We start from the raw sequence: 26,013 nt of genomic DNA on the forward strand, positions 1-26,013 counted from the left end.
AAGTTAGCAGGATTGCCGTTGGGCTTGCTTGCGTGGCTCAGCGCTCGATACCCGCAGGCAACGGTGCGGCGGTGATGAGGCGCAGCCGCTGCGTCGGACGGGTCATGGCGACGTAGAGATCGCCCACCTTCCCGTGTTCGTGGTTCAGCATGGCAGCAGGCTCAAGAACAACGACCCCATCGAACTCGAGGCCCTTGGCTTCCTTGGGGCTGATGACCACGATGTCCTGGGAGTAGCTGCCCGCTCCGGTGCCCACGCGGTGGCCATACACGCCACGGAGGGCGGCTGCAGCCCGAGGCAGGAGGGCGCCGTCGGCGATCACGGCGAGGAGGCCGCCGTCGATCGCTTCCAGTTCTTCCGGAAGGACCTCGACGAGCCGGTCCACCATCCCCGCTTCGTCGACGCGGTCCACGATGGGCGACCATTTGCCTTCACGCACGGCTTTGGGAGCCGAAACAACCAGCCCTGCGCGGTTCGCCATGCGGACTGCCGCTTCGGCGATCTGCGAGGGGGTGCGGTAGTTGACGGTGAGTTCTTCGAGCTGCCAGCGGTCCCCGAACGACGGCGCGAGGGCACTTTGCCAGGAATTCGCACCGGCAGAGGAACTCGTCTGGGCGATATCGCCGACGATCGTGAAGGACTTCAACGGGCAGCGGCGGACCAAAAGCCGCCACTGCATGGGCGAGAGTTCCTGGGCTTCGTCAACCACAATGTGTCCGAACGCCCACGAACGGTCGCTCGTGGCCCGTTCTGCCGCTGTCAGTCGCGTTTCGCGTTCCTGGTTCTGGTCCGCCAGTTCCTCGGCCGTCATCAACACGTCGACGCCCATGGCCTCCATGTTGACCAGGGTCTGCTTGGCGTTGGCGATGTCGCGGGCACGGTCGTGCTCTTGCTGTGCCAGTCCCCTGCCCGCGGCAGGATCCAGCTCGCCGAGGAGCTCAGCCGCCTCGTCGAGCAGCGGAACATCGGCTTCGGTCCACGGCGCATCCGCGGGGCGGAGCAAGAGGGCACGCTGTGCCGGTGTGAGGTGCGGGGTGCAGGCTTCCAGGATGGCCGGCTTGCTGAAGAGCTCGGAAACGAGCTTCTCGGGCGTCATGGGCATCCAGCACAGGTTCAGGACGATCCTGACATCGCGTGCCGAGCGGACGTCTTCGGCGAGGTAGGAACGGTCGGCATTGTTGCCGATGTTCGATTCCTCGACAATCTCGGTCAGCTGCTCCGTGAGTTCGCGCAGCAGGATCTTCACGAACGTCACGCGTGCTTCGTTGTGCGGCTTGCCTGTGGCGCGTGCCCTGTCCCGGGCGCGGCGGACTTGCCGCACGGACAGCGTGAGCTTGCGGGAATCGACCTCGAGGATGCGGTCCTCGGCGGGAGTCCGCTGCCGGTTGGCCACGGCATTGGCAACGACCTCTGCCATGTTCAGCTTGCCCTTGAGCGCTGCGACGTCGGGATCCGCTTCCGGGACGGCATGGATACCCGGCATGAGGCGGCCCAGGCTCGCCATGACGACGCCGGTCTCGCCGAGGGAAGGCAGGACCCGCTCGATGTAGTGCATGAACGACGACGAAGGCCCAACGAGCAGCACGCCCGCGGACTTCAGGCGGTCACGGTGGGTGTACAGCAGGTAGGCGGCGCGGTGGAGCGCGACGGCCGTCTTGCCGGTACCGGGACCGCCTTGGACAACCAAGGCGCCCGACATGGACGAACGGATGATCCGGTCCTGCTCGGACTGGATGGTGCCGACGATGTCCGACATGCGGCCGGTGCGCTTGGAATTCAGGGCGGCAAGGAGTGCGCCCTCACCCTGGAGCGAGGCGTTGTCCGCCAGCATGCTGGCATCCAGGACATCGTCTTCGATCGCCTTGACCTCGCGGCCTTGCAGGATCAGGTGACGACGACGGCGGACGCCCTGCCGGTCGAAGGCGGTCGCCTGGTAGAAGTGGCCGGCTTCCGGGGCGCGCCAGTCGACCATAAGCCGCTGGAGATCCGCCGTGGACAGTCCGATGCGCCCGATGTACTGCGCCTCTCCGGTGTCCAGGTCAAGGCGCCCGAACACGAGACGGTCGTCGACGGCGTCGAGCTGGGCGAGGCGGTCCTCGTACAGTGCCGCGAAGGCGTCCCTTTCGGAAACGTTCTGCATGGTGCCCACCGCTCCGGCGCGCCGGACCTGCGCCAGCTGTTGGCGCTTTTCCTCCCGCAGCTCATCCAGGCGCGAGTAGAGACCGGCCACGTACTCCCGCTCGTGGATCAAATCAGCGTCGTGCATCGAAACGTTCCCCTATCGAAAAAGACGGACCGTCCATTCTACAGCGGTTTTGCTTGACGCGTGTGAAACTGCCCGCACGCCGGTGCGTCACACAATGTTCACCCTGCGCTAACCTCCTGAGCTTTTCCATCCGCACCCAGTGGTGCTTCAATGCTGCAATGCAGCACGACGTTGCCCTTACGCGACACGGCATCAGCCTGGTCCCACTCTCCTCCGCACATGCCGGTCCGCTCTTCGATTTTGTGGACTCCGGGATGTGGTCCGGCATGGCCGCTGAGCAGCCTTTGAGCGCCGCGGAACTGGCCGAACTCTTCGCGGCCCGCCTCGAAGATCCGGCAACCATACCGTTCGCCGTCGTCGAGCAGCGGACTGGAGCCCTGCTCGGAACCTCCTCCCTGTGCGAGTACAGTCCCCGCCAGCAGCGCTTGGAAATCGGCGGCACTTTTTACGGGCGCCCGTTCTGGGGTAGCCATGTGAATCCGGCCGCGAAGCAACTGCTGCTGGCCTACTCCTTCGATGTGCTGGACGTCCACCGGGTTGCGTTCCGCTGCGATGCCCGCAATACGCGCAGCGCCTCGGCCATTCAGCGGCTCGGGGCCAGTTACGAGGGCACGCTCCGCGGGCACCGCTTCGCTCCTGACGGCAGCCGTTGCGATACCGCCGTTTTCTCGATCCTGCGCGACGAATGGCCCCACGTGCGCGAGTCCTTGCTTGGCCGCCTGGCGCCCTTCGAAGTGCCCGACAACCACTGTGCGTATGTCGCCGAACCGACCCGGACCGAACACGCCGCTTGAGGATTCCGCCCAGGGCTCCTACAAAGGCTCCTAGACGGCGCGGCTGCGGCCCGGCTTGTAGCGGGACACCGTAGGGTCCCCGTCGAGCCAAAACCGCCACGGGTAGTCGGTGGAACCGCCGTCGCCTGATACTCCTACGCGGAGACCGCTCGCGACCGCTGATGGGGCCGCCGGCGTGACCGGAAGTTCGAGGCCGAACGGCTCGGCCAGGGCATCGCGGCCGCTGTCCGCCGTGGTCAGCCCCATAGCGGAGGCAAGCCGCGCCGGCCCGCTGGCGAGGTCGGTCAGCGACTTCGACGCCGGACGGCGGGACTGTGCCAGGGCTTGCCCGGCTACCACCTCCCCTGCCCGCAACAGCAGCGCGGACGCAACGCCGTCGGGACCGCAGACAATGTTGGCGCAATAGTGCATGCCATACGTGAAGTAGACGTACAGGTGGCCTGCCGGACCGAACATGGGTGCGTTCCGGGCGGTGGGGCCGCCAAAGGTATGGGAGCCAGGATCGGGATGGGCCGAGCCCCGCGGACCCAGATACGCTTCCACCTCGCTGAGCCGCACGGACACCGTGCCCTCAGGAGTCCGGTGGCTCAGCACGGCGCCGAGGAGCAAAGGGGCGACGTCCCGCGGATCTCCGGAAAGAATGGCCCGGATGGCCTCCGTGGATTGGCTCTGCGTTGTCATGCCCAGACCCTAGCAAAAACCGCCGACTGGATCCGCCGCCGGCAATGTCCGATTTCCGCTAGGAAGAGCCTGCCGGTGCTGAAAGGATGAAGCCATGGACTTTTGGCAACGCTACCGTGCAATCGATGCGCGGGATCCCCGGTTCGACGGCCAGTTCTTCACCGCCGTCCGCTCGACGGGCATCTACTGCCGGCCGTCGTGCCCGGCACGGACACCCAAGGCCGAAAACGTGACGTTCTACGAAACCTCGGCCGCGGCGCACGAGGCCGGGTACAGAGCGTGCAAACGATGCCTCCCGGAGGCGGTTCCGGGCACGCCTGCGTGGAACCTCCGCTCGGACGTCGCCGGCAGGGCGATGCGGCTCATCAACGACGGCGCGATTTCCCGGGTGGGCGTCGAAGGACTCGCGACCAGGCTGGGCTACTCTTCCCGCCAGCTCAACAGGATCCTCAGCCACGAACTCGGTGCCGGGCCGCTGTCCTTGGCGCGGGCCAGCCGCGCGCAGACGGCCAGGACGCTCTTGGTCTCGACCTCGATGAAACTCTCGGACGTGGCGTTCGCTGCCGGGTTCAACAGTGTCCGCCAGTTCAACGACACCATCAACGAAGTCTTCGCCCTGACTCCTACAGCGCTCCGGGCCACCGCGAAGCCCTTGGGCCATCACGGCAGGCAGGGCGAGGCGACGTCCCTGACGCTCGCCCTCCCGCACCGGGAGCCTTTCGACACGGGGATTTTCGATTTCCTCGCGGCCCGCGCGGTTCCCGGCGTCGAGCTGGCGAACTCCAGCAGCTATACGCGAACCCTCCGCTTGCCCCACGGCAATGCGGCGTTCACGGTGGAGTACGACGCCGGGGCGCGCGGCGGCGCGCTGACCCTCGCCGCCAGCACCCTGGATCTCCACGATCTTCCCGTGCTCCTAAGCCGGGTGCGGCGATTGTTCGATCTCGACGCCGATCCCGTCGCCGTGGACGAGGCGTTGGCCTCCGATGCCAGGCTCGGCCCATCAGTTGGCGATACGCCCGGGATCAGGGTCCCCGGCGCCGTGGATCCCCAGGAGCTCCTCGTCCGCGCGATAATCGGCCAGCAAATCACAGTAGCCGCCGCCCACACGGCGTTGACCCAACTTTCCGACGCTGGAACCCGCCTGCCGGAAGGGCACGCAGGACACGCACTGGGCCTGGATCGTCTGTTTCCCACGGCCGAGGAGATCGCCCACTCGGGCTGGGAACTACTGAGGGGCCCACAGCGCCGCATAGACTCCGTGCTGGCCGCAGCAGCAGCCATGGCCGGCGGGGAGCTCGACTTTGACTACGGCGATGACCGCCACACGCTGGCGGAAAAGCTGTTGCCGCTGCCCGGCGTCGGACCGTGGACCGTGGGCTACGTGGCGATGAGGGTCATCGGCGATCCGGACGTTTTCCTTGCCAACGATGCCGCGGTTCGGAACGGCCTCAAGAACCTAGCGGCCGCGGAAGGCCTGCCTGCCGACTTCCGGAACGTCAGCCCGTGGCGTTCCTACGCCACGATGCACCTGTGGCGGGCAGCGGCAAGCAAACGCGGCAGCGCTAATGCGCCGCGGGAACGCTCGATGGCCACGGGAGAAGTTCCGGCAAGTCAACACCGTCCGCGTCGGCAGAGGCCCGCAGGCTCCCCAGGTTAGGCGTCCGCCCGGCGAGCCAGGCCGCGATATCCGTGATCATGCCGTTGATCGCGACGGACTGCCGGCCCGATCCGATGACGAGCTGCGGAAGCCCCAAAGGCTGAAGCACGAATTTCTGGTCCGTCGGAACACGGGCCGAGAGGAAATCGAAGAGATGCTCGCAGAATTGCCGGCTCCAGGTCTCCGGGCCGCGGCCTGTTCCCAGATCCGAGACGTGGATGACCAGCTCGCGCCAAAGGGCCAAACCGCCGTCAAGCACTGTTCCATCCCGGTAGCTGATCCGGGTGTTCCAGCCGGACTCCACGAGTCCGTCGAAGGCCCTCAGAACCCGGGTCAGGGCCGCGTCCGTGGCGGCACGGTGTTCAGCGTGGCTGTGGCTCGCCGCCAGCTCAATGGCCTTCGTACGGCCCTCGTAGCCGCCGTCGTAGATGTCGATGGTCTCGCCGCGGGCGGCGTATTCCAGTTGGCGGGCCATGGCGTTCGAGATGCCGGCAATGTGAGCCAGCACGTGGCCGCGGGTCCACCCGGGCAGCTCGGAGGGAGCCGCAACATCGGCGTCGTCGAGTTTGGCGACGACGTCGGTGACAGTGCCGGCTGCTTTGTGGAGCTCGGCAAGAAGCGCTGCGGTAGTGATCTCGGTCATAGCGCCATAGTATCCGACAGAGTTAACGCATGTTAACGAGGATTAACTGACACCGGCGGGCATTTCGTGGCAGCGTTTGCGAAAAACACTGCCGCGAGATGCCCACCGGCGTGAGCCCTTTCTGCTTACCCCGCGTAGCCCCGTACCGCGGCGAGTTCCGCTTCGAGGGCAAGCAGTTGGCGCTCGACGGCGGCCGGGGCCGTTCCGCCCTGTGAGTTGCGGCTGTTGAGCGAACCTTCGGTGCTGAGCACAGTGCGGACCTCGGGGGTCAGGTGCTCCGAAATGCTCGCGTACTCTTCGTCCGTCAGGTCCCACAGCTCAACGCTGCGCCCTTCAGCCAGCTTCACCGCGGCACCGGAGAGCTCGTGTGCCTCCCGGAACGGCACGCCCTGGCGGACAAGCCACTCGGCGATGTCCGTGGCCAGCGCGAAGCCCTGTGGTGCCAGGGAAGCCATGCGCTCGGTGTTGAAGGTGAGCGTGGCAATCATGCCGGACACGGCCGGGAGCAGCACTTCCAAAGTGTCCGCGGCGTCGAAAACCGGTTCCTTGTCTTCCTGCAGATCGCGGTTGTACGCGAGCGGCAGGCCCTTGAGCGTTGCCAACAGGCCGGCCAGGTTGCCAATGAGGCGCCCCGCCTTGCCGCGGGCGAGTTCGGCAACATCCGGGTTCTTCTTCTGCGGCATGATCGAAGACCCCGTGGAGTACGAATCATGGAGCGTCACGAAGGAGAACTCCTTCGTAGCCCACAGAATGATTTCCTCGGAGACCCGCGACAGGTCGATGCCGATCATCGAGCAGATCCATGCGAACTCGGCGAAGACATCGCGCGAGGCGGTGCCGTCGATCGAGTTGTGGACCGCCGAGAAGAACCCGAGATCCGCGGCGACTGCCTCGGGATCCAGGCCGAGCGAGGAACCGGCCAAGGCACCGGAACCGTACGGCGAGACACCGGCGCGCTTGTCCCAGTCCTGGAACCTCTGCACGTCGCGCAACAGTGCCCAGGCGTGGGCCAGCAGGTGGTGGCTCAACAGGACAGGCTGGGCATGCTGCAGGTGCGTCCGTCCAGGCATGGCAACGCCCTTGTGTGCCTTGGCCTGCTCAACGAGGGCGTCGATCGTGGCGAGCACACCGCGGGCGATGATGCGGGCGTGGTCGCGCAGGAACATGCGGCCCAACGTGGCCACCTGGTCGTTGCGCGAACGCCCGGCCCGGAGCTTGCCGCCCAGGTGGGTTCCCGCGCGCTCAATGAGCCCGCGTTCGAGGGAACCGTGGACGTCCTCATCGCTCTCGGCGGGCTGGTAGGCGCCGCTCGCGACGTCGTCATCCAGCAGGGTGAGTGCCGCGAGCATGCCTTCGAGTTCGGCGTCGTCCAGCAGCCCGGCCTTGTGCAGCACGCGGGCATGCGCCTTGGAGCCGGCGATGTCGTAGCGGGCCAGCCGCCAGTCAAAGTGAGTGGACTTGCTCAGTGCGGCAAGCGCATCCGCGGGGCCGCCGGCGAACCGGCCGCCCCACAATGCGCCTTCATTTGTTGCCGACGTCATTACTGGCCCGAAACCCGCAGGTCGCGGCCTGCAGCGACCTTGGAGGACATCCCCCACAGCTCAATGAAACCCTTGGCCTGCGACTGGTCGAAGGTGTCGCCGGTGTCGTAGGTGGCGAGGTCGAAGTCGTAGAGCGAGGTGTCGGAGCGGCGGCCGTTGACGATGGCCTGGCCGCCGTGAAGGACCATGCGGATGTCGCCGGAGACGTACTTCTGGGTGTCCTCGATGAAAGCGTCCAAGGAGCGCTTGAGCGGGGAGAACCACTGGCCGTCGTAGACCAGCTCGGACCAGCGCTGGCCGACCGTGGCCTTGAAGCGGGCCTGCTCGCGCTCGATGGTGACGTCCTCGAGGTGCTTGTGGGCGGTGATGAGGGCCATGGCGCCCGGAGCCTCGTAGATTTCGCGCGACTTGATGCCGACCAGGCGGTCCTCGACGACGTCGATGCGGCCAACGCCCTGGGCACCGGCGCGGCGGTTCAGTTCCTGGATGACCTGGAGCGGAGTGTGCTTGACGCCGTCAATGGCTACCGGGACACCGGCTTCGAAGGTGATGGTGACTTCGTCCGCTGCCGGCGGGAATTCCGGGGTGGCCGTGTAGTCGTAGATGTCCTTGGTGGGAGCGTTCCAGATGTCCTCGAGGTAGCCGGTTTCGACGGCGCGTCCCCAGACGTTCTGGTCGATCGAGTACGGGTTCTTCTTGGTGGTCTCGATCGGCAGTCCCTTTTCCTCGGCGAAGGCGATGGCCTTGTCGCGGGTCAGGGCGAGGTCGCGGACGGGTGCGATGCACTTCAAGTCCGGGCCCAGAGTCTGGATGCCGACCTCGAAGCGGACCTGGTCGTTACCCTTGCCCGTGCAACCGTGCGCAACGGTGGTGGCACCGAATTCGCGGGCGGCCTTGACGAGGTGCTTGACGATCACGGGACGCGAAATCGCCGAAACCAGCGGGTAGTGGCCCTGGTAGAGGGCGTTGGCCTTCAGCGTGGGCATGGCGTATTCGTTGGCGAATTCGTCGCGGGCGTCGGCCACGTAGGCCTCGACGGCACCGCAGCCGAGGGCGCGCTGGCGGATGGTCTCCAGCGACTCGCCGCCCTGTCCGACGTCGACGGCCACGGCGATGACCTCGGCCCCGGTGGCTTCACCGATCCAGCCGATGGCTACGGAAGTATCAAGGCCACCGGAGTAGGCCAGAACAATGCGCTCAGTCACGAGAGTGCTCCTTTGTTGTTGCTTGGTTCTTTTGAGTCAAATGCTTGGGTCGGGCCGAAGGCCCGGGTGGAACAGGCCGGAATGATTCAGTTGCCGGTCTGGACTAGTTCCCCGGTCCGGCTTCCTGGGCCAGCTGGAGGAATCGGGCTGCCAGCTCAGCGCCGCCGTCGGGATCCCTGGCAACCAAAAGCAAGGTGTCGTCGCCTGCGATCGTACCCAATACAGACGGCATCACCGAGTGGTCGATGGCCAAGGCGAGGAAGTTGGCGGCACCCGGCGGGGTCCGCAGCACCACGATATTGCCCGAAGCCTCGGCGGTGACCAGTAGCTCGCCGCAGAGGCGCGACAGGCGCGCGTCCAGGATTTCCTGGGTGACACCGCTCTTCGCATTGCGGTCACCGCCCTCGCCGGGCACCGCGTAGACCAGTGCACCGTCCTTGCCGCGCACGCGGACCGCCCCCAGTTCCACCAAGTCCCGGGAGAGGGTCGCCTGGGTGACCTGCACGCCGTCGTCCGCCAGCAAGGCCGCGAGCTCAGCCTGCGAGCGCACCGACTGACCCGTCAGGATCGCGGTGATCCGCGCCTGCCGGGCAGTCTTGGTGGCGGGGCTGGCGCCTTGCGACGCAGGATGAGTGGACACTAGAACGTGCTCTCCGCAGCGCTTTTTCCGGGAGGAACGGTACCTTCAACGGGGGAAAGCCCGTCGACGAATGCGAGTCCCGACCTGTGCATCAGCCAGGCCATGAGCGCCTTCTGGGCGTGCAAGCGGTTCTCGGCCTCGTCCCAGACGATGGACTGGGGCCCGTCGATCACACCGGCGGAGATTTCATAGCCTCGGTAGGCGGGCAGGCAGTGGAGCACGACGGCGTCCGGTGCGGCGTGTGCCATGGCGGCCTCGTCCACCGAGTACTCGCGGAAGAGCTGCATGCGGGCTTCTTTTTCGGCTTCCTGGCCCATGGACACCCAGGTATCGGTAGCGACGACGTCGGCACCACGGAGGGCTTCCGTGGCGTCGGCGGTGATGAGCACGGAACCGCCGGTCTCGGCGGCGCGTTCTTCCGCTGCCGCAACGATGTCGGCGGCCGGCAGGTAGCCTTCCGGACCCGAGATCCTGACGTGCATTCCCGCCGTGACGCCCGCCAGCAGGTAGGAGTTGGCCATGTTGTTCGCGGCGTCGCCCAGGTAGGCCATGGTGAGGCCCTTGAGTTCGCCCTTGTGCTCTTTGACTGCCAGGAGGTCTGCCAGCAACTGGCAGGGGTGGTAGTCATCGCACAGGGCATTGATGACGGGAACTCTGGAGTTTTCGGCCATGGCTACGAGGCCGGAGTGCGCCGAAGTGCGCCACACGATGGTGGAGACCATGCGTTCGAGGACCTTCGCCGTGTCCTCCACCGACTCCTTGTGGCCGATCTGCGCCTCGCCCGGATTGATGATGAGCGCGTTGCCACCCATGTCGGCGATGCCGGTGGCGAAGGACACGCGGGTACGGGTGGAGGTCTTGTCGAAGATGACGGCGACGGTCTTGCGCCCATTGCCGGCAGCTGCAAACGGTTGGACGCTGTACGGAGCGGCTTTCATCCGTACTGCGAGCTCGAGCACTTCGGCTTGCTCGGCCGGAGTGAGGTCCGTGTCCTTGAGGAAGTGACGTGTGGCGGTGTTCACTGTGCGTCCTTAGCGTTCAGGGGTGCAGCGTTCAGGGGTGCAGCGTTCAGGGGTGCAGCGGTCTGGGCTGCCGCAGCCTTGATGATGCCGGGCAGCGCGTCGAGGAAACTGTCGGCTTGCTCGGCGGTCAGGATGAGCGGCGGAGCCAGCCGGATGGTGCGCGGGCCGGGGCTGTTGATGATGAAGCCTGCGTCGAGCGCGGCGGTCACCATGGCTGGAGCGATGTCGGCGTCAAGGTCGAAACCGATCAGGAGGCCTTCGCCCCGCACTTCGGTGACGGCGTCGACGTCGGACAGTCCTGCCCGCAGGCGAGCGCCGACGTTGAGCACGTTCGCCAGCACGCCCTGGTTTTCGATGGCATGCAGGGTGGCGAGTGCGGCGGCCGTGGCCACCGGGTTCCCGCCGAACGTGGTGCCGTGCTGGCCTGCCGTCAGGAGCGACGACGTCGGCTCGCCGAAAGTGATGAGCGCGCCGACCGGGAAGCCTCCGCCCAGGCCCTTGGCGAGGGTCACGGCGTCGGGGACGATTCCGGCGTCTTCGCTCGCCAGCCATTTTCCTGTCCGGCCGATGCCGGTCTGGACCTCGTCCAGGATCAGGAGCGCGCCGACGGCGGTGGTGGCTTCGCGGGCCGCCCGCAAGTACTCGACGCTGAGCGGGCGGACGCCCGCTTCGCCCTGGATGGGCTCGAGGAACACTGCGGCCGTGGTTTCGTCGACGGCGGCACGGAGGGCCTCGATGTCGCCGAAAGGAAGGTGGACGACGCCGCCGGGCAGCGGCTCGAATGGCGCCCGGTACGCTTCCTTGGCGGTCAGCGCCAACGCACCCATCGTGCGGCCGTGGAAGGCACCTTCAAGGGCAATGATCTTCGTGCGCTTGGCTGACTTGGCACCGGCAGGCGCTTCGCTGTTGCGGCGTGCCAGCTTGAACGCAGCTTCGTTGGCCTCGGTGCCGGAGTTCGCGAAGAACACCTTGGATCCGGCAGGAGCCTTGGTGATGGCCAGCAGTTTCTCGGCGAGGGCGATCTGCGTGGGGCTCGTGAAGAAATTGGAGACGTGGCCCAAGGTGGCCAGCTGGCTCGCAATGACCGAGGTGACGAACGGGTGGGCGTGGCCCAGGGCGTTGACGGCGATGCCCCCCAGGAGGTCAAGGTATTCCTTGCCGTCGGCATCCCACACAAGGGCCCCTGCACCACGGACCAGGACCCGCTGCGGAGTGCCGAAGACGCCCATGAGCGAAGACGAATAGCGGGCCAGCCAGTCGGCTCCCGTGCTGTGCCCAGCTATAGCGTTTGCGGGCGTTTCGACCAGTTCTGCTTCGTTGGCGGTCATGAGTTCACTTCCTCGTCGGGGACAACCTGGGTTCCGATGCCCGCGGTCGTAAAGGTTTCCAGGAGCATGGAGTGCGGCAGGCGGCCATCCACGATGTGCGCCCGCTCCACTCCTTCATCGATGGCCTTCAAACAGGCGGCCATTTTCGGGATCATGCCGGACTCCAGGCGCGGCAACATCTCCCGCAACTCCGTGGCCGTCAGCGAGGAGATGAGCGAGGACTTGTCCGGCCAGTTGGCGTAGAGACCCTCGACGTCGGTCAGGATGACGAGCTTGGATGCGCCCAGCGCTGAGGCAACCGCCGCAGCCGCGGTGTCCGCGTTGACGTTAAGGACCTGCCCCGTAGTAGAGCCCGTGCCGTCCCCTTCGTCAAGGATCTCGGGGGCAACCGTGGAAATCACCGGGATGCGGCCGGCGTCGAGGATGTCCTCGATACCCGTGGGATCAACACCCACCACTTCGCCCACCAGGCCCAGGTCCACTTCTTCCCCGTCCACCACGGTGCCGGCGCGTACGGCACGCAGGAGTCCGCCGTCTTCACCGGACATGCCGACGGCGTAGGGTCCGTGGGAGTTGATGAGGCCCACGAGTTCGCGGCCTACTTGTCCGGTGAGCACCATGCGGACCACGTCCATGGCCTCGGGGGTGGTGACGCGCAGGCCGCCCTTGAATTCGGACTCGATGCCTAGCCGGCCCAGCATGGAGTTGATCTGCGGGCCGCCGCCGTGCACGACAACGGGGTGGATGCCCACGTGGTGCAGGAAGACGATGTCCTCGGCGAAGGCGCGTCGGAGTTCCTCGTTGACCATGGCATTGCCGCCGTACTTGATCACCATGGTGGTGCCGGCGAAGCGCTGGATCCACGGCAGCGCCTCGATCAGGGTGGCCGCCTTGTCCTGGGCATCGCTCATCGACGTATTTTCGCGGGTGTGCGCAGTCATGGTCATCCCCGTCTAGCTCGAGTAGGCGCTGTTCTCATGCACGTACTCGTGCGTGAGGTCGTTGGTCCAGATGGTGGCCTCGGCGTCGCCGGCCTGCAGGTCGATTTCCACGAGCACCTCGCGGGGCTCGAGATCAACCAGATTGCGGTCGTCGCCGATGCTGCCGTTGCGGCAGATCTGGATGCCGTTCATGGAGACGTTGAGCTGGTCCGGCTCGAAGACGGCGTCCGTGGTGCCCACCGAGGACAGGACGCGGCCCCAGTTGGGGTCCTTGCCGAAGATGGCGGTCTTGAAGAGGTTGGAGCGGGCCACGGAACGGCTGACGATTTCGGCGTCGCGCTCGCTCGCTGCGTTGAACGTGCGGATGGCGATGTCGTGGCTGGCGCCTTCGGCGTCGCCGATCAGCTTGCGGGCAAGCTCGGCGCAGACCTGGGTGATTCCGGCACCAAGCTGCTCGGCGGACGGGATGGCCTCAGAGGCCCCGGAGGCCAGCAGGACGACAGTGTCGTTGGTGGACATGCAACCGTCCGAGTCCGCGCGGTCGAAGGTGACGCGCGTGGCGTCGCGGAGCACGACGTCGAGCTCTTCCGCCGGGACCTGGGCATCAGTGGTGAGCACGACCAGCATGGTTGCGAGGCCCGGTGCCAGCATGCCGGCGCCCTTCGCGATGCCCCCGACCGTGAACGTGTTGCCTGCGGCATCGGTGCCGGTGAAGACTGCTTCCTTCGCCACGCTGTCCGTGGTCATGATCGCCGTGGCGGCCGCGGGACCGCCGTTCTCGGAGAGCTCCGCGAACGCTGCGTCGATGCCCGGGATGATTTTGTCCATGGGCAGTTGCTCACCGATGAGGCCGGTTGAGCAGACCACGACGTCGGAGGCGGAGATCCCGAGGACGGCCGCCACTTTCTCGGCCGTAGCGTGCGTATTTTGGAATCCCTGCGGACCGGTGCACGCGTTGGCGCCGCCGGAATTCAGCACGACCGCGTCAACGCGCCCGTCGGAGAGAACCTGGCGGGACCAGTGCACGGGAGCCGCGGCGACGCGGTTGGACGTGAAAACGGCTGCTGCTGCTTTCAGGGGGCCGTCGTTGACAACCAGGGCGAGGTCGGGATTGCCCGATGCCTTGATGCCGGCTTTGACGCCGGCGGCCCGGAATCCCTGGGGGGCGGTGATGGTCACGGGGCAACTCCTTGGACGTTGAGGCCGGCGGATTCGTCCAGGCCGAGGGCAATATTCATGGACTGCACAGCGCCGCCGGCGGTCCCTTTGGTCAGGTTATCGATGGCGCACGTGACAACCACGCGGCCGGAGTGCCCGTCGAAAGCCAGCTGCATGACGGCATGGTTGGAACCCTGCACCGATTTGGTGGTGGGCCACTGGCCTTCGGGCAACAGGTGGACGAACGGTTCGTCGTCGTACGCTTCAGCCCAGGCACTGCGGAGTTCGGCAGCGGTGACGCCGGCTTTGACCTTGGCCGTTGCCGTGGTCAGGATGCCGCGGCTCATGGGCGCGAGGGTAGGAGTGAAGGACACGGTGACCGGTTCACCGGCGGCGTTGGAAAGTCCTTGTTCGATCTCGGGGGTGTGGCGGTGTCCGCCGCCCACGCCATAGGGACTCATGGAGCCCATGACCTCGGAACCGATGAGGTTCACCTTGGCCGCCTTGCCGGCGCCCGAGGTGCCGGAGGCGGAAACAATGACGACGTCGTCCGGCTGGAGAAGCTTGTTGGCGAAGCCGGGCGTGAGGGCGAGGAGGGCCGACGTCGGGTAGCAGCCGGGCACGGCAATCCGTTTCGCCCCCTTCAGGGCGTCGCGCTGGCCGGGTAGTTCCGGCAGCCCGTAAGGCCAGGTCCCTGCATGCTCCGAGCCATAGAACTTTTCCCATGCCGCTGGGTCTTCGAGCCGGTGGTCCGCGCCGGCGTCGATCACTAGCGTGCCTTCCGGCAACTGTGCCGCGATCCCGGCGGAAGCTCCGTGCGGGAGCGCCAGGAACACCACATCGTGCCCGGCGAGGTTTTCCACGCTGGTGTCCTCGAGAATCCGGCTGGCCAAACCATGGAGATGCGGCTGCAACTCCCCTAGTCTGGAACCGGCATTGCTGTGCGCAGTGATGGCACCGATGGTGACGTCCGGATGGCCTGCCAGGAGGCGCAGCACCTCTCCCCCGGCATAGCCACTGGCACCGGAGACGGCAACAGAAATAGTCATGGCACGACTATACAGCAAAACTATTCATGGTTGCCGATATTTATGCACGCCTTTTCGAAGCGCCCATCGAGGGCACATCCCGGCACGGCGCTTTGGGGGCGTATGCTGAATAGAGGGTGATCTAGACCGTGCAGCCGATCGTCGGTTGCAGCGTTGCCCGCTATTTGTTACGGGGCAACTGCATATGTCACCGACTTCCACCACGGAACGTCCCACTAAGGGCGTCCGGCCGCCCAACGCCGTCGTCCTCAGCTACTCCGAGCTCCTCAAGACCGTCCGCGCGGAAGGGCTTTTGAAGCGCCGCGTCGGCTTTTATATCAGCGTTTTTGCTGCTTTGGTCCTCCTGCTGACCGGTACCTGGTTCGGCTTCGCGCTGATCGGCCACAGCTGGTACCAGCTTCTCATCGCCGCTGCCCTGGGCATCCTTTGCACCCAGTTGAGCTTCCTGGCCCATGAGGCCGGCCACCGCCAGATTTTTGCCTCCCGCAGGGCCAATGACTGGTCCGCCCGCATCCTGGCCACTTCGGTTGCCGGCATCAGTTACTCCTGGTGGGAACAGAAGCACGGCGCACACCACAACAATCCGAACGTGATTTCCAAGGACCCGGACATCAAGACCGGAGCCTTGGCCTTCCACGTTGAAGCCGCCGCAGGCAGGCAGGGACGCTTCGCGTTCCTCACGCGCCGGCAAGGCTGGTTCTTCTTCCCGCTCCTCATGCTGCTGGGCATCAGCCTGCAGTGGGAGTCGCTGATGTACATCTGCCGGCCCGGAGCCATCAAGCACCGCTGGGTAGAGACCCCCATCCTTCTGGCACGGCTTCTCGCACTGCCGGTCCTCGCCTTCACCTTCCTGCCGCTTGGGATGGCATTTGCGTTCCTGGGCGTCCAGATCATGGTGTTCGGCTTCTACATGGGTGCTTCCTTCGCCCCGAACCACAAGGGCATGCCGGTTCTGCCGACCGACTCGCGCGTCGATTTCCTGCGTCGCCAGATTCTGACTGCCCGGAACATCTCCGGCGGGCCCTTCATGAACATCCTCCTGGGCGGCCTCAACCACCAGGCGGAACACCACCTGTTCCCCGACATGGCCCGCCCCCACTTGCGCCGCGCCTCGGAGATCGTTCGAAGCTACTGCGAGAAGCACTCCATTGCCTACACCGAAACCACGTTGATGCAGTCGTACGCCATCGTCGTGCGCTACCTCAATGAGGTAGGACTCGCCGCGGGCCGCGGCTTTGACTGCCCTGTTGCATCCGCGCACGGCAGGGGCTGACACGCCCGGAAGACCGCCCGGGCACATTACGGCGAAACACGGCCCCAAGCCGTTGACTCGACACTCGACGGACTCCGCTCCCTAGGATGGGTGTGTGAATGCGGGCACGAAAGTGCCTCGACGGAGAAGGAGACCCATGACGCATGCAATCATTGTCCGGCAAGCCGGAGGACCCGAAGTCCTCGAAGTCACCGAGGCAGAGGTTCCGGTCCCGGGCCCGCGCGAGCTCCTCGTCAAAGTTGCAGCCGCCGGAGTGAACTTCATTGACACTTATCAGCGCAGTGGCATCTACAAGGTTGAGTATCCGTTCACCCCTGGCTCCGAGTCGGCCGGCACCGTGGAGGCCATCGGCGCAGACGTCGAGGACTTCGCCGTCGGGGACAGGGTCGCTACCGCTGAAGGATCCCGTAGCTACGCCGGGTACACCCTGGTAGACGCTGACAAAGCGGTTCCGGTGCCGGACGGCGTCGACGACCACACAGCGGCAGCCCTGCCGGTGCAGGGAATGACAGCGCACTACCTGATCAATTCTTCTTTCCGTGTGGAACCGGGCCACACCGTCCTGACCCATGCCGGCGCCGGCGGCGTGGGACTCATCCTGACGCAGTTGCTCAAGGCCCGGGGCGCCCGCGTCATCACCACTGTCTCCTCGGACGAGAAGGAAGCCCTTGCCCGGGAAGCCGGCGCGGACGAGGTCCTGCGCTACACGGGATTTGCGGACAAAGTCCGCGAGCTGACCGACGGCGAAGGCGTCAATGTGGTGTACGACGGCGTCGGCAAGGATACTTTTGACGGTTCCCTTGCGAGCCTGCGCATCCGCGGCTCGCTCGTCCTGTTCGGGGCAGCGTCCGGACCCGTTCCTCCCTTTGACCCCCAGCGACTGAACGCTGGCGGATCGTTGTCCCTGACACGCCCGACGCTTGGCCACTTCCTCCGGAACCCGCAGGAGCGGCGCTGGCGTTCGGCCGAAGTCTTCGGGGCTGCAGCCAGCGGTGTGCTCAAGGTCCGGATTGGCGGAGCGTACCCGCTCGCCGAAGCCGGCCAGGCCCATCGCGACCTGGAAGCCCGCAAGACCACGGGCAAGCTACTGTTGGTCCCATAACCGCAGCACGGAAACGCGACCGCTGACACTTTTTGTTCACCTCAATCCGAGAAGCTCCGAACGTGACCCAGGAACATGAAATCCCGGTTGACAGCCTGGAACTGCAAGTGGTGCATCTGCCCCAACTGCAAGGCTCGGCAGCCGCGCCGTCGGCACGCACCCTCATTGAGATCCTCCAGGACACGGCCCTGACTTTCCCGGAGGCCTCTGCCCTCGATGACGGGCACAAGTCGCTGAGTTACTCCGAGCTCATGGTGCAGGTACGCGGTCTTGCTGACGCGCTCAACGGAGCCGGACTGGGCCCCGGAGACAAGATCGGTGTGCGGGTTCCCTCGGGATCCAACGATCTCTACATCGCCATCCTGGGGATCCTCTCGATTGCGGCCGCCTATGTGCCCGTGGACGCTGACGATCCCGAGGAACGGGCAAGGCTGGTCTTCGGAGAAGCCAAAGTGTCTGCCGTCGTCACCAAGGGCCGCAGGATCGAAGTGTCCGCGGAGCGCCCGACACCGCACCCGGCTCCGCGTTCCCCGGGACTGGATGACGATTCCTGGGTCATCTTCACCTCAGGTTCCACGGGCACGCCCAAGGGTGTGGCGGTGCAGCACCGTTCCTCTGCTGCCTTTGTTGACGCCGAAGCCCGGATCTTCCTCCAGCAAGATCCCATAGGTCCGCAGGACCGGGTCCTCGCCGGCCTTTCAGTGGCCTTCGACGCTTCCTGCGAGGAGATGTGGCTGGCGTGGCGGAACGGTGCCTGCCTCGTCCCGGCCCCGCGCGCCCTGGTCCGTTCCGGCATGGACCTTGGCCCATGGCTCATCAACCACGGCATCACAGTGGTGTCTACCGTTCCCACGCTCGCGGCCCTGTGGCCGACGGAAGCCCTCGAGAACGTGCGCCTGCTCATTTTCGGCGGCGAAGCCTGCCCGCCCGAACTCGCTGAGCGCCTCGCGGTGGACGGCCGCGAAGTGTGGAACACCTATGGCCCCACCGAAGCAACCGTCGTGGCCTGCGCGGCTCCCCTCGGCGGGGATGGCCCCGTCCGGATCGGATTGCCACTGGACGGCTGGGACCTCGCTGTCGTCGATGCCGCCGGGGTTCCGGTCGCGGAAGGCGAGACGGGCGAACTGATCATCGGCGGCGTCGGACTGGCCCGCTACCTCGATCCGGCCAAAGACGCCGAAAAATACGCCCCCATGCCGTCCCTGGGGTGGGAACGTGCCTACCGCTCCGGCGACCTCGTCCGCTACGAGGAAGCCGGCCTCATCTTCCAAGGCCGCGCGGACGAACAGGTCAAGCTTGGTGGCCGGCGCATCGAACTCGGTGAGATCGACGCCGCCCTGCAGGCCCTCCCGGGAGTCGCAGGTGCCGCGGCTGCAGTCCGCACGACGGCGGCAGGGAACCAGATACTGGTCGGTTACCTGGCTCCGGCCGGACCGGAGGACATCGACCTCGCAGCTTCCCGCGAGTTGCTCACGGAAAGCCTTCCCGCCGCGCTGATCCCCTTGCTGACGGTCGTGGATTCGCTTCCGACGAAGACCAGCGGCAAAGTGGACCGGCATTCACTTCCCTGGCCGTTGGCGGGCGCGGGCGCCGCGGATGCCGACAAGGCACCCCTCAACCTGCCCGAGGACGCCCAGTGGGTCGTTGAGCAATGGGAAAGCGTCCTCGGGCAGGGCGTCACCTCGCTCGACGCCGACTTCTTCGCCTACGGTGGCGGCTCCCTCGCCGCGGCACAACTCGTCTCGGCGTTGCGCGTGCGCTACCCCACCATCACTGTGGCCGAAATCTACGCGACACCCCGCGTCGGTGCCCTGATCGACGCCGCGCGGCAGTCACTGCCGGAAGGCGGCATCCAAGGGCCGGCGGCGGAACGCACGGTTCGGCCCACCTCCCGGAAATCGCAGATCTTCCAGACCCTGATGGGGATTTTCCTCAACATCCTGGTGGGCATGCGTTGGCTCACCTACCTCATGGCCGCGAACCATTTGCTGGCCGACTTCGCCGGTTTCACAGCCGCTCCGGTCGTGTCCTGGTGGTGGATCCTGTCATCTTGGCTGGTATTCGTCAGCCCGCCCGGACGCATGGGCATCTCGATCCTGGCCGCGCGAACCCTCTTGCGTGGAGTCCGGCCTGGAACCTACCCGCGCTCAGGCAAAGTCCACTTGAAGCTATGGCTGGCCGAACAGATCCAGGATCTTTCGGGCGCCATCAGCCTTGCCAGCGCTCCGTGGGTTCCCTACTACGCCAGGGCGCTGGGGGCGAAGATCGGGAACAACGTCCATTTGCACTCCTTGCCTCCGGTCACAGGACTCCTGTCATTGGGCAGCGGTTGCAACATCGAACCCGAAGTGGATCTCTCCGCCTGGTGGATCGACGGTGACTATGTCCACATCGGCGCCATCCATGTAGGTGCCGGCGCCACAGTGGGCTCACGCAGCACGCTCATGCCAGGAACCAGCATCGGCGCAGGTGCGCGTGTCGAGCCCGGTTCCGCGGTGCTGGGCAAGGTCAAGGCCGGTCATCTTGTTGCCGGCTCCCCCGCCGAACGCCGTGGCAAAGCCAAGAATGGATGGCCCGAGACCCCGTCGTCACACCATCTGATCGGCCGGCTCTGGTTTGCGGCGTTCGCTGCGGCTTCGGCGCTGCTTGCCTTGATCCCCTACATTTCGGCATTCGTCGCCGCGATCGTCATTCTGGCCTTCATCCAAGGCAGGAGTTCCCTGCAGGATGCCTTCCCGGAACTCCTGCTTGCCATTCCCTTGGCGGCACTGGCCTGGTTCCTGTGCAATCTCCTGCTGATCCTGGCGACCACCCGGATGCTCGGCGTCGGTCTCAAGGAGGGGTACTATCGGGTCCGCAGCCGCGTCGGCTGGCAGGTTTGGGCCACTGAACGTGTGCTCGACATGGCGCGGGACCTGCTCTTCCCCATCTACGCCAGCCTCTTCACCCCGGTGTGGCTGCGCCTGTTGGGCGCCAAAGTTGGCCGTAACGTGGAGGCTTCCACGGTGCTGCTGCTGCCACGCATGACGACCATCGGCGAAGGCGCGTTCCTCGCCGACGACACCATGGTGGCCTCTTACGAGCTTGGCGGCGGCTGGATGAAGATTGGTCCGGCCAAGATCGGCAAACGCTCGTTCCTCGGCAATTCCGGGATGACCGCAGCCGGCCGAAGCGTGCCCAAGAACTCACTGGTCGCGGTCCTGTCGGCCACGCCGGCCAAGGCCAAATCGGGCACCTCCTGGCTGGGCAGTCCGCCTGTCAGGCTGCGCCGGACCGCCGTCAATGCAGATCAGAGCCTCACCTTCAACCCGCCGTTGGCCCTCAAGACCAAACGGGCCCTTTGGGAATTGTGCCGGCTGGTGCCGGTCATCCTGACAGTGGGGATCGCCGTCGGTATCATGCTGGTCCTCGACTGGATCGCCACGGAGTCCTCCTACTGGCTCGCGGCCGTTCTTGGGGGCGTCGTGGTCCTCGCCGCAGGTGCCGTGGCCGCAGCAAGTTCGGTTGCCGCAAAGTGGATACTGGTGGGCCGCATCAAAGCGGGCGAGCATCCCCTGTGGAGCTCGTTCATCTGGCGCAACGAAGTGGTGGACGCCTTCATCGAGATGGTGAGCGCTCCGTGGTTCGCACGTTCGGCGTCCGGCACACCGGCGTTGGTGTGGTGGCTCCGGGCGCTCGGCGCGAAAATCGGCCGGGGTACCTGGTGCGAGAGCTACTGGCTGCCCGAAGCCGACCTTGTCACGCTCGGCGAAAGCTCCACGGTCAACCGTGGCTGCGTGGTCCAGACACATCTCTTCCACGACCGCATCATGGCCATCGACACCGTTGTCCTTGGGGACGGCGCCACGATGGGCCCGCATGGCGTCATCCTGCCGCGGGCCAGCATCGGGGCCGGCGGAACGGTGGGACCGGCGTCGCTGGTCATGCGTGGCGAGACTGTTCCTGCGGGCACCTATTGGATGGGCAATCCCGTCAGCCCCTGGTCCGGGCCGTAGCGTAGATTGGCAAGAGGACCGGTGAAAACCACCAGCGCATGACAACAGCAGCACAGCAAGCTACACGGAGGCAGCCAGCGCACATGAGCCGCAGCGAACCAGGAACAACCACAACTGCCGTCGACCCCTACACCCTGCACCACGGGAGCACGGCATTCCAGGTGCTGAGGTACGAGCTGGACCTGGACTATAGCCTGGGCAGCAACCGGCTCAACGGCCGGGCGATGCTTCGTTGCATAGCCCTCGAAGACACGGACTCGGTGATCCTGGATCTGGTGGGCCTGAAGGCTTCCAAAATCTTGATGGACGGCAAGAAAGTGCCGAAGTTCAGTACCCGCGGCGAGCACCTCGTGATTACGGCCAAGGACCGGTTGCGGACAGGCCGGCATTTCACAATTGAGCTCCGCTACGACGGCAATCCTAAGCCGCGCCGGGGCCTGTGGGGCGAGGTCGGTTGGGAAGAGCTCGACGACGGCGTGCTGGTTGCCGGGCAGCCGAACGGCGCCGCGTCCTGGTTCCCGTGCAACGACCATCCGCGGCACAAGTCCAGCTACTTGATCAGTATCACCACCGACGACAACTACCGCGCCATCTGCAACGGCCGCCTCGTCTCCCACAGCAGGAAATCAAGCCGCGAAACCTGGGTCTACGAACAGGGCGAGCCGATGGCAAGCTATCTCGCCACCGTGCAAATCGGACGCTACCGGCTTCACCAACTCAGCCCCTCCCTCGGTGGGGCCCGCACCGGGACCGCCCATCATGCCGAAGCCCTGCGGCAGGCCCCGGTGCCCCAGTTCGTTGCAGTCACCCCTGGTTTGTTGACCGAGGCCCGCGAAGGCCTGGCACGGCAGGCCGACATGATGCGCACCTTCGTGGAGTGTTTCGGTCCGTATCCCTTTGCGGAATACACGGCCGTCGTGACCGAGGACGAACTGGAAATCCCCCTTGAGGCCCAGACCCTCTCGATCTTCGGGAGGAACCACATGGAGCAATCGTGGGACGCGCAGCGCCTCATCGCCCACGAGCTGTCCCACCAGTGGTTCGGCAACTCGCTCACGGTGAGCAGTTGGCGGGACATCTGGTTGCATGAGGGCTTCGCGTGCTACGCCGAGTGGATCTGGTCCGAGGAAGCCGGCGTCATGTCCCTCGCCAACCGTGCAAGGGCCGCGTGGCGCAAGCTCGACGGGGGCGCCCAGGACCTGGTGATCGGCGACCCCGGACCGGAGCACATGTTCGATGACCGCGTTTACAAGCGCGGGGCCCTTGCCCTCCACGCCGTCCGTCTCGCGTGCGGAGACGCAGTATTCTTCGGATTGTTGCGGCATTGGACCGAGGTCAAGCGCCACAGCTCGGTGTCCACGGCGGAATTCATCGCCGCGACGAACGCTTACGTCCCGGGGCTCGATGCGGCCACCGTCCTGGAACCGTGGCTGTACCAAGCAAGGCTGCCCGCCTTCGGCTGATCCCCGGATTCAGCGGAACGTTGCCGCCAGGGCGGCAAGAAGTCCGGCCGGAAGGTCCCGACCGTCGGCGCTGGCCGGGAGGTCCAGGTCCCACAGCCCCGGCCTTTCAAGCACATCGAGGGAATCCGGGGCCACCCTGAGCCCTTCGCCAGTCATCTTCAACCAGGCTTCCTTGCGTGCCCACAATCGTGCGCGCTCCTGAGCCCGACGCCCGGGCTCCAGCGCGTTGAGATGGCGCCGCTCTCGTGCGGTCAGGGCAACGTCGTCAAAGCCGGCGAACTCCGTGCCCGCCGTATTCTCCAGATCGACGCCCACCCGGAGCCCGGGTTCCGGATTCACGACGGCGGCAAACAGCACCCAGCCCGACGACCGTGAGGCGCTGAGCACCAGGGGTGCGGGGCCGCCGTCGAGCAGGTACCCGGGCCGGCCATGTGCGATGTCCGGACCGGCACCGCATTCCGGGCACTCGTAGGCCGCATGGAGCCTCGAAGCGGGAACACCCAGGAGGGTTGCGGCAAAGTTTTGCTGCGCCAGCCGGGACGCCAGGAACTCCATTCGGAAGACCGGGGCCATGGCGTCTCCCCGAAGGGTCTCGGCCGGAGACAACAATTCCGCCGCCGTCTTCCCGATGGCGGCGGAATCAGCAGGATCCAGGGGCTGGATGTGGACAGCCAGCCCCTGGATCCCCGGGTTGGTACTCGTCAGCGCTGGACCGCTCCGAATCGCTCTGCGGCGACGGCGACGGCGGCCTCGCGTGCCTCCGATGCCTCATCGGCGGTCAAGGTGCGGTCAGTGGCACGGAATCGCAGCCCGAAGGCGAGCGACTTCTTGCCGTCTTCGATGCCCTGGCCTGCGTAGACATCGAACAGGGCGACGTCTTCGAGGAGTTCGCCGGCGCCTTCCCGGAGGGCGGCCAGTACGGCGTCCGCCGGAACGTCCTGCGGCACCACGAGGGCAACGTCCTGGGTGGCCACCGGGAAACCGGAGATGTGCTTGGCAACAATGACGTCCGGAGCGGCGTCGAAGAGTGCATCCGCGTTGAGCTCGAGCGCCACGGAACGTGCGGGCATGTCATGTGCGGCGAGCAGCTTGGGGTGCAATTCGCCGGCGTAGCCCACGACGTCGCCGGAGCGGAGCGCCAACTGGGCGGCGCGCCCCGGGTGGAACGCCTGGTGGCTGCCTTGGCTGACCACGAGTTCCACGCCGAGGACGTCGCCGACGAGCCGGGCAACATCCAGGGCGTCGGCCCAGTCCCAGGCACGCGGAGTGTGGGCAGCGGCGGCCGGGGAATCGTGGCCGGTCAAGACAGCGGCGATGTGCAGCGGCTGGTCGGGGACGCCGTCGTACAGTCCGTCAAGAACCTCGTCGGAAGGTTTGACGCCCAGCGGCGGGATGGATGCCGTGCCCAGCTGGCCGTCGGGAAGGAACACCGAGCCTGCCTCGAAGAGGGCGAGGTCGCGGAACCCGCGGGAGTGGTTGCGGCGGGCAACCTCGATCAGGCCGGGAAGTACGGAGGTACGCAGGTAACCGTGTTCTTCACTGATCGGGTTGGCCAGTTTGAGGGCGGTGCGTGCCGCGCCTTCCTCCGCCACTCCGAAGGTGTCATTGGCCGACTTGGAAACGAACGGGTAAGAGAGGACCTCGGTGAGCCCGGCGTCGGCGAGCGCCTGGACCACGCGGCGTTTCTGCTGCTGGGTCCGGGTCAAGCCGCGGCCTGGAGGGGCCACGGGCAGGGTGGCCGGGATGTTGTCGTAGCCCACCAGCCGTGCGATTTCCTCGGAGAGGTCTTCCTTGGTTTCCAGGTCATTGCGCCAGCTCGGTGCCGTGACCACATAGGAGCCGCCCACATCGTCCTTCAGGACGATGGCGCCGAGGTCCTTAAGGGAACCCGTGATCTGTTCTTCGGTGAAGTCGATGCCGATCCGGGAGGCCGCGTAGCCCGACGGCAGCTCGATGGTCACGGCGTCGGGTGCTGTCCCGACGTCGGTGCCGGCTTCGTCTGCCGTTCCACCGGCCAGTTCAACCAGGAGGTCAACGACGCGTTGGGCAGCAACGTTGGCAACCTGCCAATCCACTCCGCGTTCGAAGCGCTTGGACGCCTCTGACGGCAGCTTGTGCCTGCGGCGGGACCGCCCGATCGAGACCTCGTCGAAGTGCGCTGCCTCGACCAGGATGTTGGTGGTCGAGTCGGAAACCTCGGTGTTGGCTCCACCCATGACGCCGGCGATGCCGATTGCGCCGGAGTCGTCGGTGATCAGGAGGTCTTCGACGTCGAGCGCACGCACTTTGTCGTCGAGGGTGGTGATCTTCTCCCCCGCGACGGCGCGGCGGACCACGATATCGCCCGAAAGCTTGTCGAGGTCGTAGCAGTGGTTCGGCTGGCCGAGTTCCAGCATCACGTAGTTGGAAATATCCACAGGCAGCGAAATGGAGCGGATGCCGGCCAGGCGCAGCCGGGAGACCATCCATGGCGGGGTGGGGCGGGTGGCGTCCACACCGCGGACCGTGCGGGCCACGAAGCGGTCACAACCGGGCTTGCCGTAGATGGGCGCGTCGTCGTTGAGCTTGACGCCGTAGCCGCCGGAGACTGCCGCAGGGGCATTGACCTTCGCTGCCGGGTCCGTGAAGACGGTTCCGGTGGCGTGGGCATATTCGCGGGCCACGCCGCGGATCGAGAACGCGTAGCCGCGGTCCGGAGTGACGTTGATTTCGGCGGCTTCATCGTAGAGGCCCAGAAGGGACATGGCGTCGGTGCCGATTTCGGGATCGAGGCCAATGCGGGAAAGCACCAGGATGCCGTCGTGGTCCTCGCCGATGCCAAGTTCACGGACGGAGGCGATCATGCCTGCGGACAGGTGCCCGTACGTCTTGCGCGCGGAAATGTGGAAATCACCCGGGAGCACGGCGCCCGGGAGGGTCACCACAACCTTGTCTCCCTCGACGAAGTTATGGGCACCGCAAATGATGCCCTGAACCCCGGAAGGGTCGATGCCCTTGCCGGTCAGGGTCTGCTCCTGGCCTTCAGGGACCACGCGGACCTGGCACCAGTTGATGGTCTTGCCGTTGCTCTGCGGTTCCTTGACGAGGCTCAGGACCTGGCCCACCACGATGGGACCCTTGAGTTCGTCCGTGGGGCGGTGGACGGCTTCCTCTTCAAAGCCGACCTTGACGAGTTCCGCCATGACGTCTTCGGCCGTGGCGTCGGCCGGAACCTGCGCGAATTCACGCAGCCATGAAAGTGGGATACGCACT

At 66.0% G+C, this 26,013-nt stretch carries 19 protein-coding genes; 6 read left to right on the forward strand and 13 right to left on the reverse strand.

Annotated elements, in window-relative coordinates:
- Positions 1-37: 37 nt before the first annotated feature.
- Positions 38-2,266, reverse strand: coding sequence for a helicase domain-containing protein (locus tag ABD742_RS14565; RefSeq protein ID WP_234753168.1), 2,229 nt, complete (start codon positions 2,264-2,266; stop codon positions 38-40).
- Positions 2,267-2,424: 158 nt separating this feature from the next.
- On the opposite strand from ABD742_RS14565, the gene ABD742_RS14570 reads away from it, so the two are divergent.
- Complete coding sequence (locus ABD742_RS14570) at positions 2,425-3,060, forward strand: GNAT family N-acetyltransferase (protein WP_234753167.1); 636 nt, start codon at positions 2,425-2,427, stop codon at positions 3,058-3,060.
- A gap of 30 nt (positions 3,061-3,090) precedes the next feature.
- On the opposite strand, the gene ABD742_RS14575 is transcribed toward ABD742_RS14570, so the two are convergent.
- Complete coding sequence (locus tag ABD742_RS14575) at positions 3,091-3,741, reverse strand: DNA-3-methyladenine glycosylase (RefSeq protein ID WP_234753166.1); 651 nt, start codon at positions 3,739-3,741, stop codon at positions 3,091-3,093.
- Positions 3,742-3,835: 94 nt separating this feature from the next.
- Here ABD742_RS14575 and ABD742_RS14580 point away from each other — a divergent pair, with 94 nt between their 5' ends.
- A complete protein-coding gene (locus ABD742_RS14580) occupies positions 3,836-5,401 on the forward strand; it encodes an AlkA N-terminal domain-containing protein (protein WP_234753165.1) in 1,566 nt (521 codons plus the stop codon).
- On the opposite strand, the gene ABD742_RS14585 is transcribed toward ABD742_RS14580, so the two are convergent.
- The 9 genes from ABD742_RS14585 to argC form a co-directional block, all read right to left on the reverse strand.
- Positions 5,307-6,044 (reverse strand): maleylpyruvate isomerase family mycothiol-dependent enzyme, encoded by a 738-nt coding sequence (locus tag ABD742_RS14585; RefSeq protein ID WP_234753164.1) that lies wholly within the window; start codon positions 6,042-6,044, stop codon positions 5,307-5,309. The two genes, ABD742_RS14580 and ABD742_RS14585, sit on opposite strands and share 95 nt — an antisense overlap.
- 125 nt (positions 6,045-6,169) lie before the next feature.
- Complete coding sequence (argH, locus tag ABD742_RS14590) at positions 6,170-7,585, reverse strand: argininosuccinate lyase (protein WP_234753163.1); 1,416 nt, start codon at positions 7,583-7,585, stop codon at positions 6,170-6,172.
- Entirely contained in the window at positions 7,585-8,790 is a 1,206-nt protein-coding gene (locus tag ABD742_RS14595; protein WP_234753162.1) for an argininosuccinate synthase, read from the reverse strand. The genes argH and ABD742_RS14595 overlap by 1 nt, the downstream gene beginning before the upstream one ends.
- A gap of 103 nt (positions 8,791-8,893) precedes the next feature.
- Entirely contained in the window at positions 8,894-9,430 is a 537-nt protein-coding gene (locus ABD742_RS14600) for an arginine repressor (protein WP_078105637.1), read from the reverse strand.
- Entirely contained in the window at positions 9,430-10,452 is a 1,023-nt protein-coding gene (gene argF / locus ABD742_RS14605) for an ornithine carbamoyltransferase (protein WP_234753161.1), read from the reverse strand. Before argF ends, ABD742_RS14600 begins: the two co-directional genes overlap by 1 nt.
- Positions 10,449-11,780 carry an acetylornithine transaminase gene (locus ABD742_RS14610; protein WP_234753160.1) on the reverse strand — a complete coding sequence of 444 codons (1,332 nt, stop codon included), beginning with the start codon at positions 11,778-11,780 and terminating at the stop codon, positions 10,449-10,451. The genes argF and ABD742_RS14610 overlap by 4 nt, the downstream gene beginning before the upstream one ends.
- Positions 11,777-12,721 (reverse strand): acetylglutamate kinase, encoded by a 945-nt coding sequence (gene argB / locus ABD742_RS14615; protein ID WP_234753159.1) that lies wholly within the window; start codon positions 12,719-12,721, stop codon positions 11,777-11,779. Before argB ends, ABD742_RS14610 begins: the two co-directional genes overlap by 4 nt.
- Positions 12,722-12,733: 12 nt before the next feature.
- Positions 12,734-13,900, reverse strand: a complete 1,167-nt coding sequence (gene argJ / locus ABD742_RS14620; RefSeq protein WP_234753158.1) for a bifunctional glutamate N-acetyltransferase/amino-acid acetyltransferase ArgJ — start codon at positions 13,898-13,900, stop codon at positions 12,734-12,736.
- Positions 13,897-14,928: an N-acetyl-gamma-glutamyl-phosphate reductase gene (gene argC, locus ABD742_RS14625; protein WP_234753157.1), complete on the reverse strand. Its 1,032-nt coding sequence runs from the start codon at positions 14,926-14,928 to the stop codon at positions 13,897-13,899. The genes argJ and argC overlap by 4 nt, the downstream gene beginning before the upstream one ends.
- 184 nt (positions 14,929-15,112) lie before the next feature.
- Between argC and ABD742_RS14630 the strand changes: the two genes are divergently transcribed.
- From ABD742_RS14630 to ABD742_RS14645, 4 genes are all read left to right on the forward strand, one after another.
- The gene (locus ABD742_RS14630; RefSeq protein WP_234753156.1) at positions 15,113-16,201 is read left to right on the forward strand and encodes a fatty acid desaturase family protein; all 1,089 of its coding nucleotides are present in this window, start codon (positions 15,113-15,115) and stop codon (positions 16,199-16,201) included.
- A 136-nt stretch (positions 16,202-16,337) separates the two neighbouring features.
- A complete protein-coding gene (locus tag ABD742_RS14635; protein WP_234753155.1) occupies positions 16,338-17,303 on the forward strand; it encodes a quinone oxidoreductase family protein in 966 nt (321 codons plus the stop codon).
- 107 nt (positions 17,304-17,410) lie between these two features.
- Positions 17,411-21,298: a Pls/PosA family non-ribosomal peptide synthetase gene (locus tag ABD742_RS14640; protein WP_372460970.1), complete on the forward strand. Its 3,888-nt coding sequence runs from the start codon at positions 17,411-17,413 to the stop codon at positions 21,296-21,298.
- 83 nt (positions 21,299-21,381) lie between these two features.
- The gene (locus tag ABD742_RS14645) at positions 21,382-22,761 is read left to right on the forward strand and encodes a M1 family metallopeptidase (protein ID WP_234753153.1); all 1,380 of its coding nucleotides are present in this window, start codon (positions 21,382-21,384) and stop codon (positions 22,759-22,761) included.
- A gap of 9 nt (positions 22,762-22,770) precedes the next feature.
- Here the strand turns inward: ABD742_RS14645 and ABD742_RS14650 are convergent, their stop codons facing one another.
- A complete protein-coding gene (locus ABD742_RS14650) occupies positions 22,771-23,334 on the reverse strand; it encodes a 4'-phosphopantetheinyl transferase family protein (RefSeq protein WP_234753152.1) in 564 nt (187 codons plus the stop codon).
- Between the two features lie 128 nt (positions 23,335-23,462).
- Positions 23,463-26,012 carry a phenylalanine--tRNA ligase subunit beta gene (gene pheT, locus ABD742_RS14655; protein ID WP_234753151.1) on the reverse strand — a complete coding sequence of 850 codons (2,550 nt, stop codon included), beginning with the start codon at positions 26,010-26,012 and terminating at the stop codon, positions 23,463-23,465.
- Between the last annotated feature and the right edge of the window lies 1 nt (position 26,013).

Origin of the sequence: Arthrobacter ramosus (assembly GCF_039535095.1) — a bacterium.
GTDB classification, from domain to species: Bacteria; Actinomycetota; Actinomycetes; order Actinomycetales; family Micrococcaceae; genus Arthrobacter; species Arthrobacter ramosus.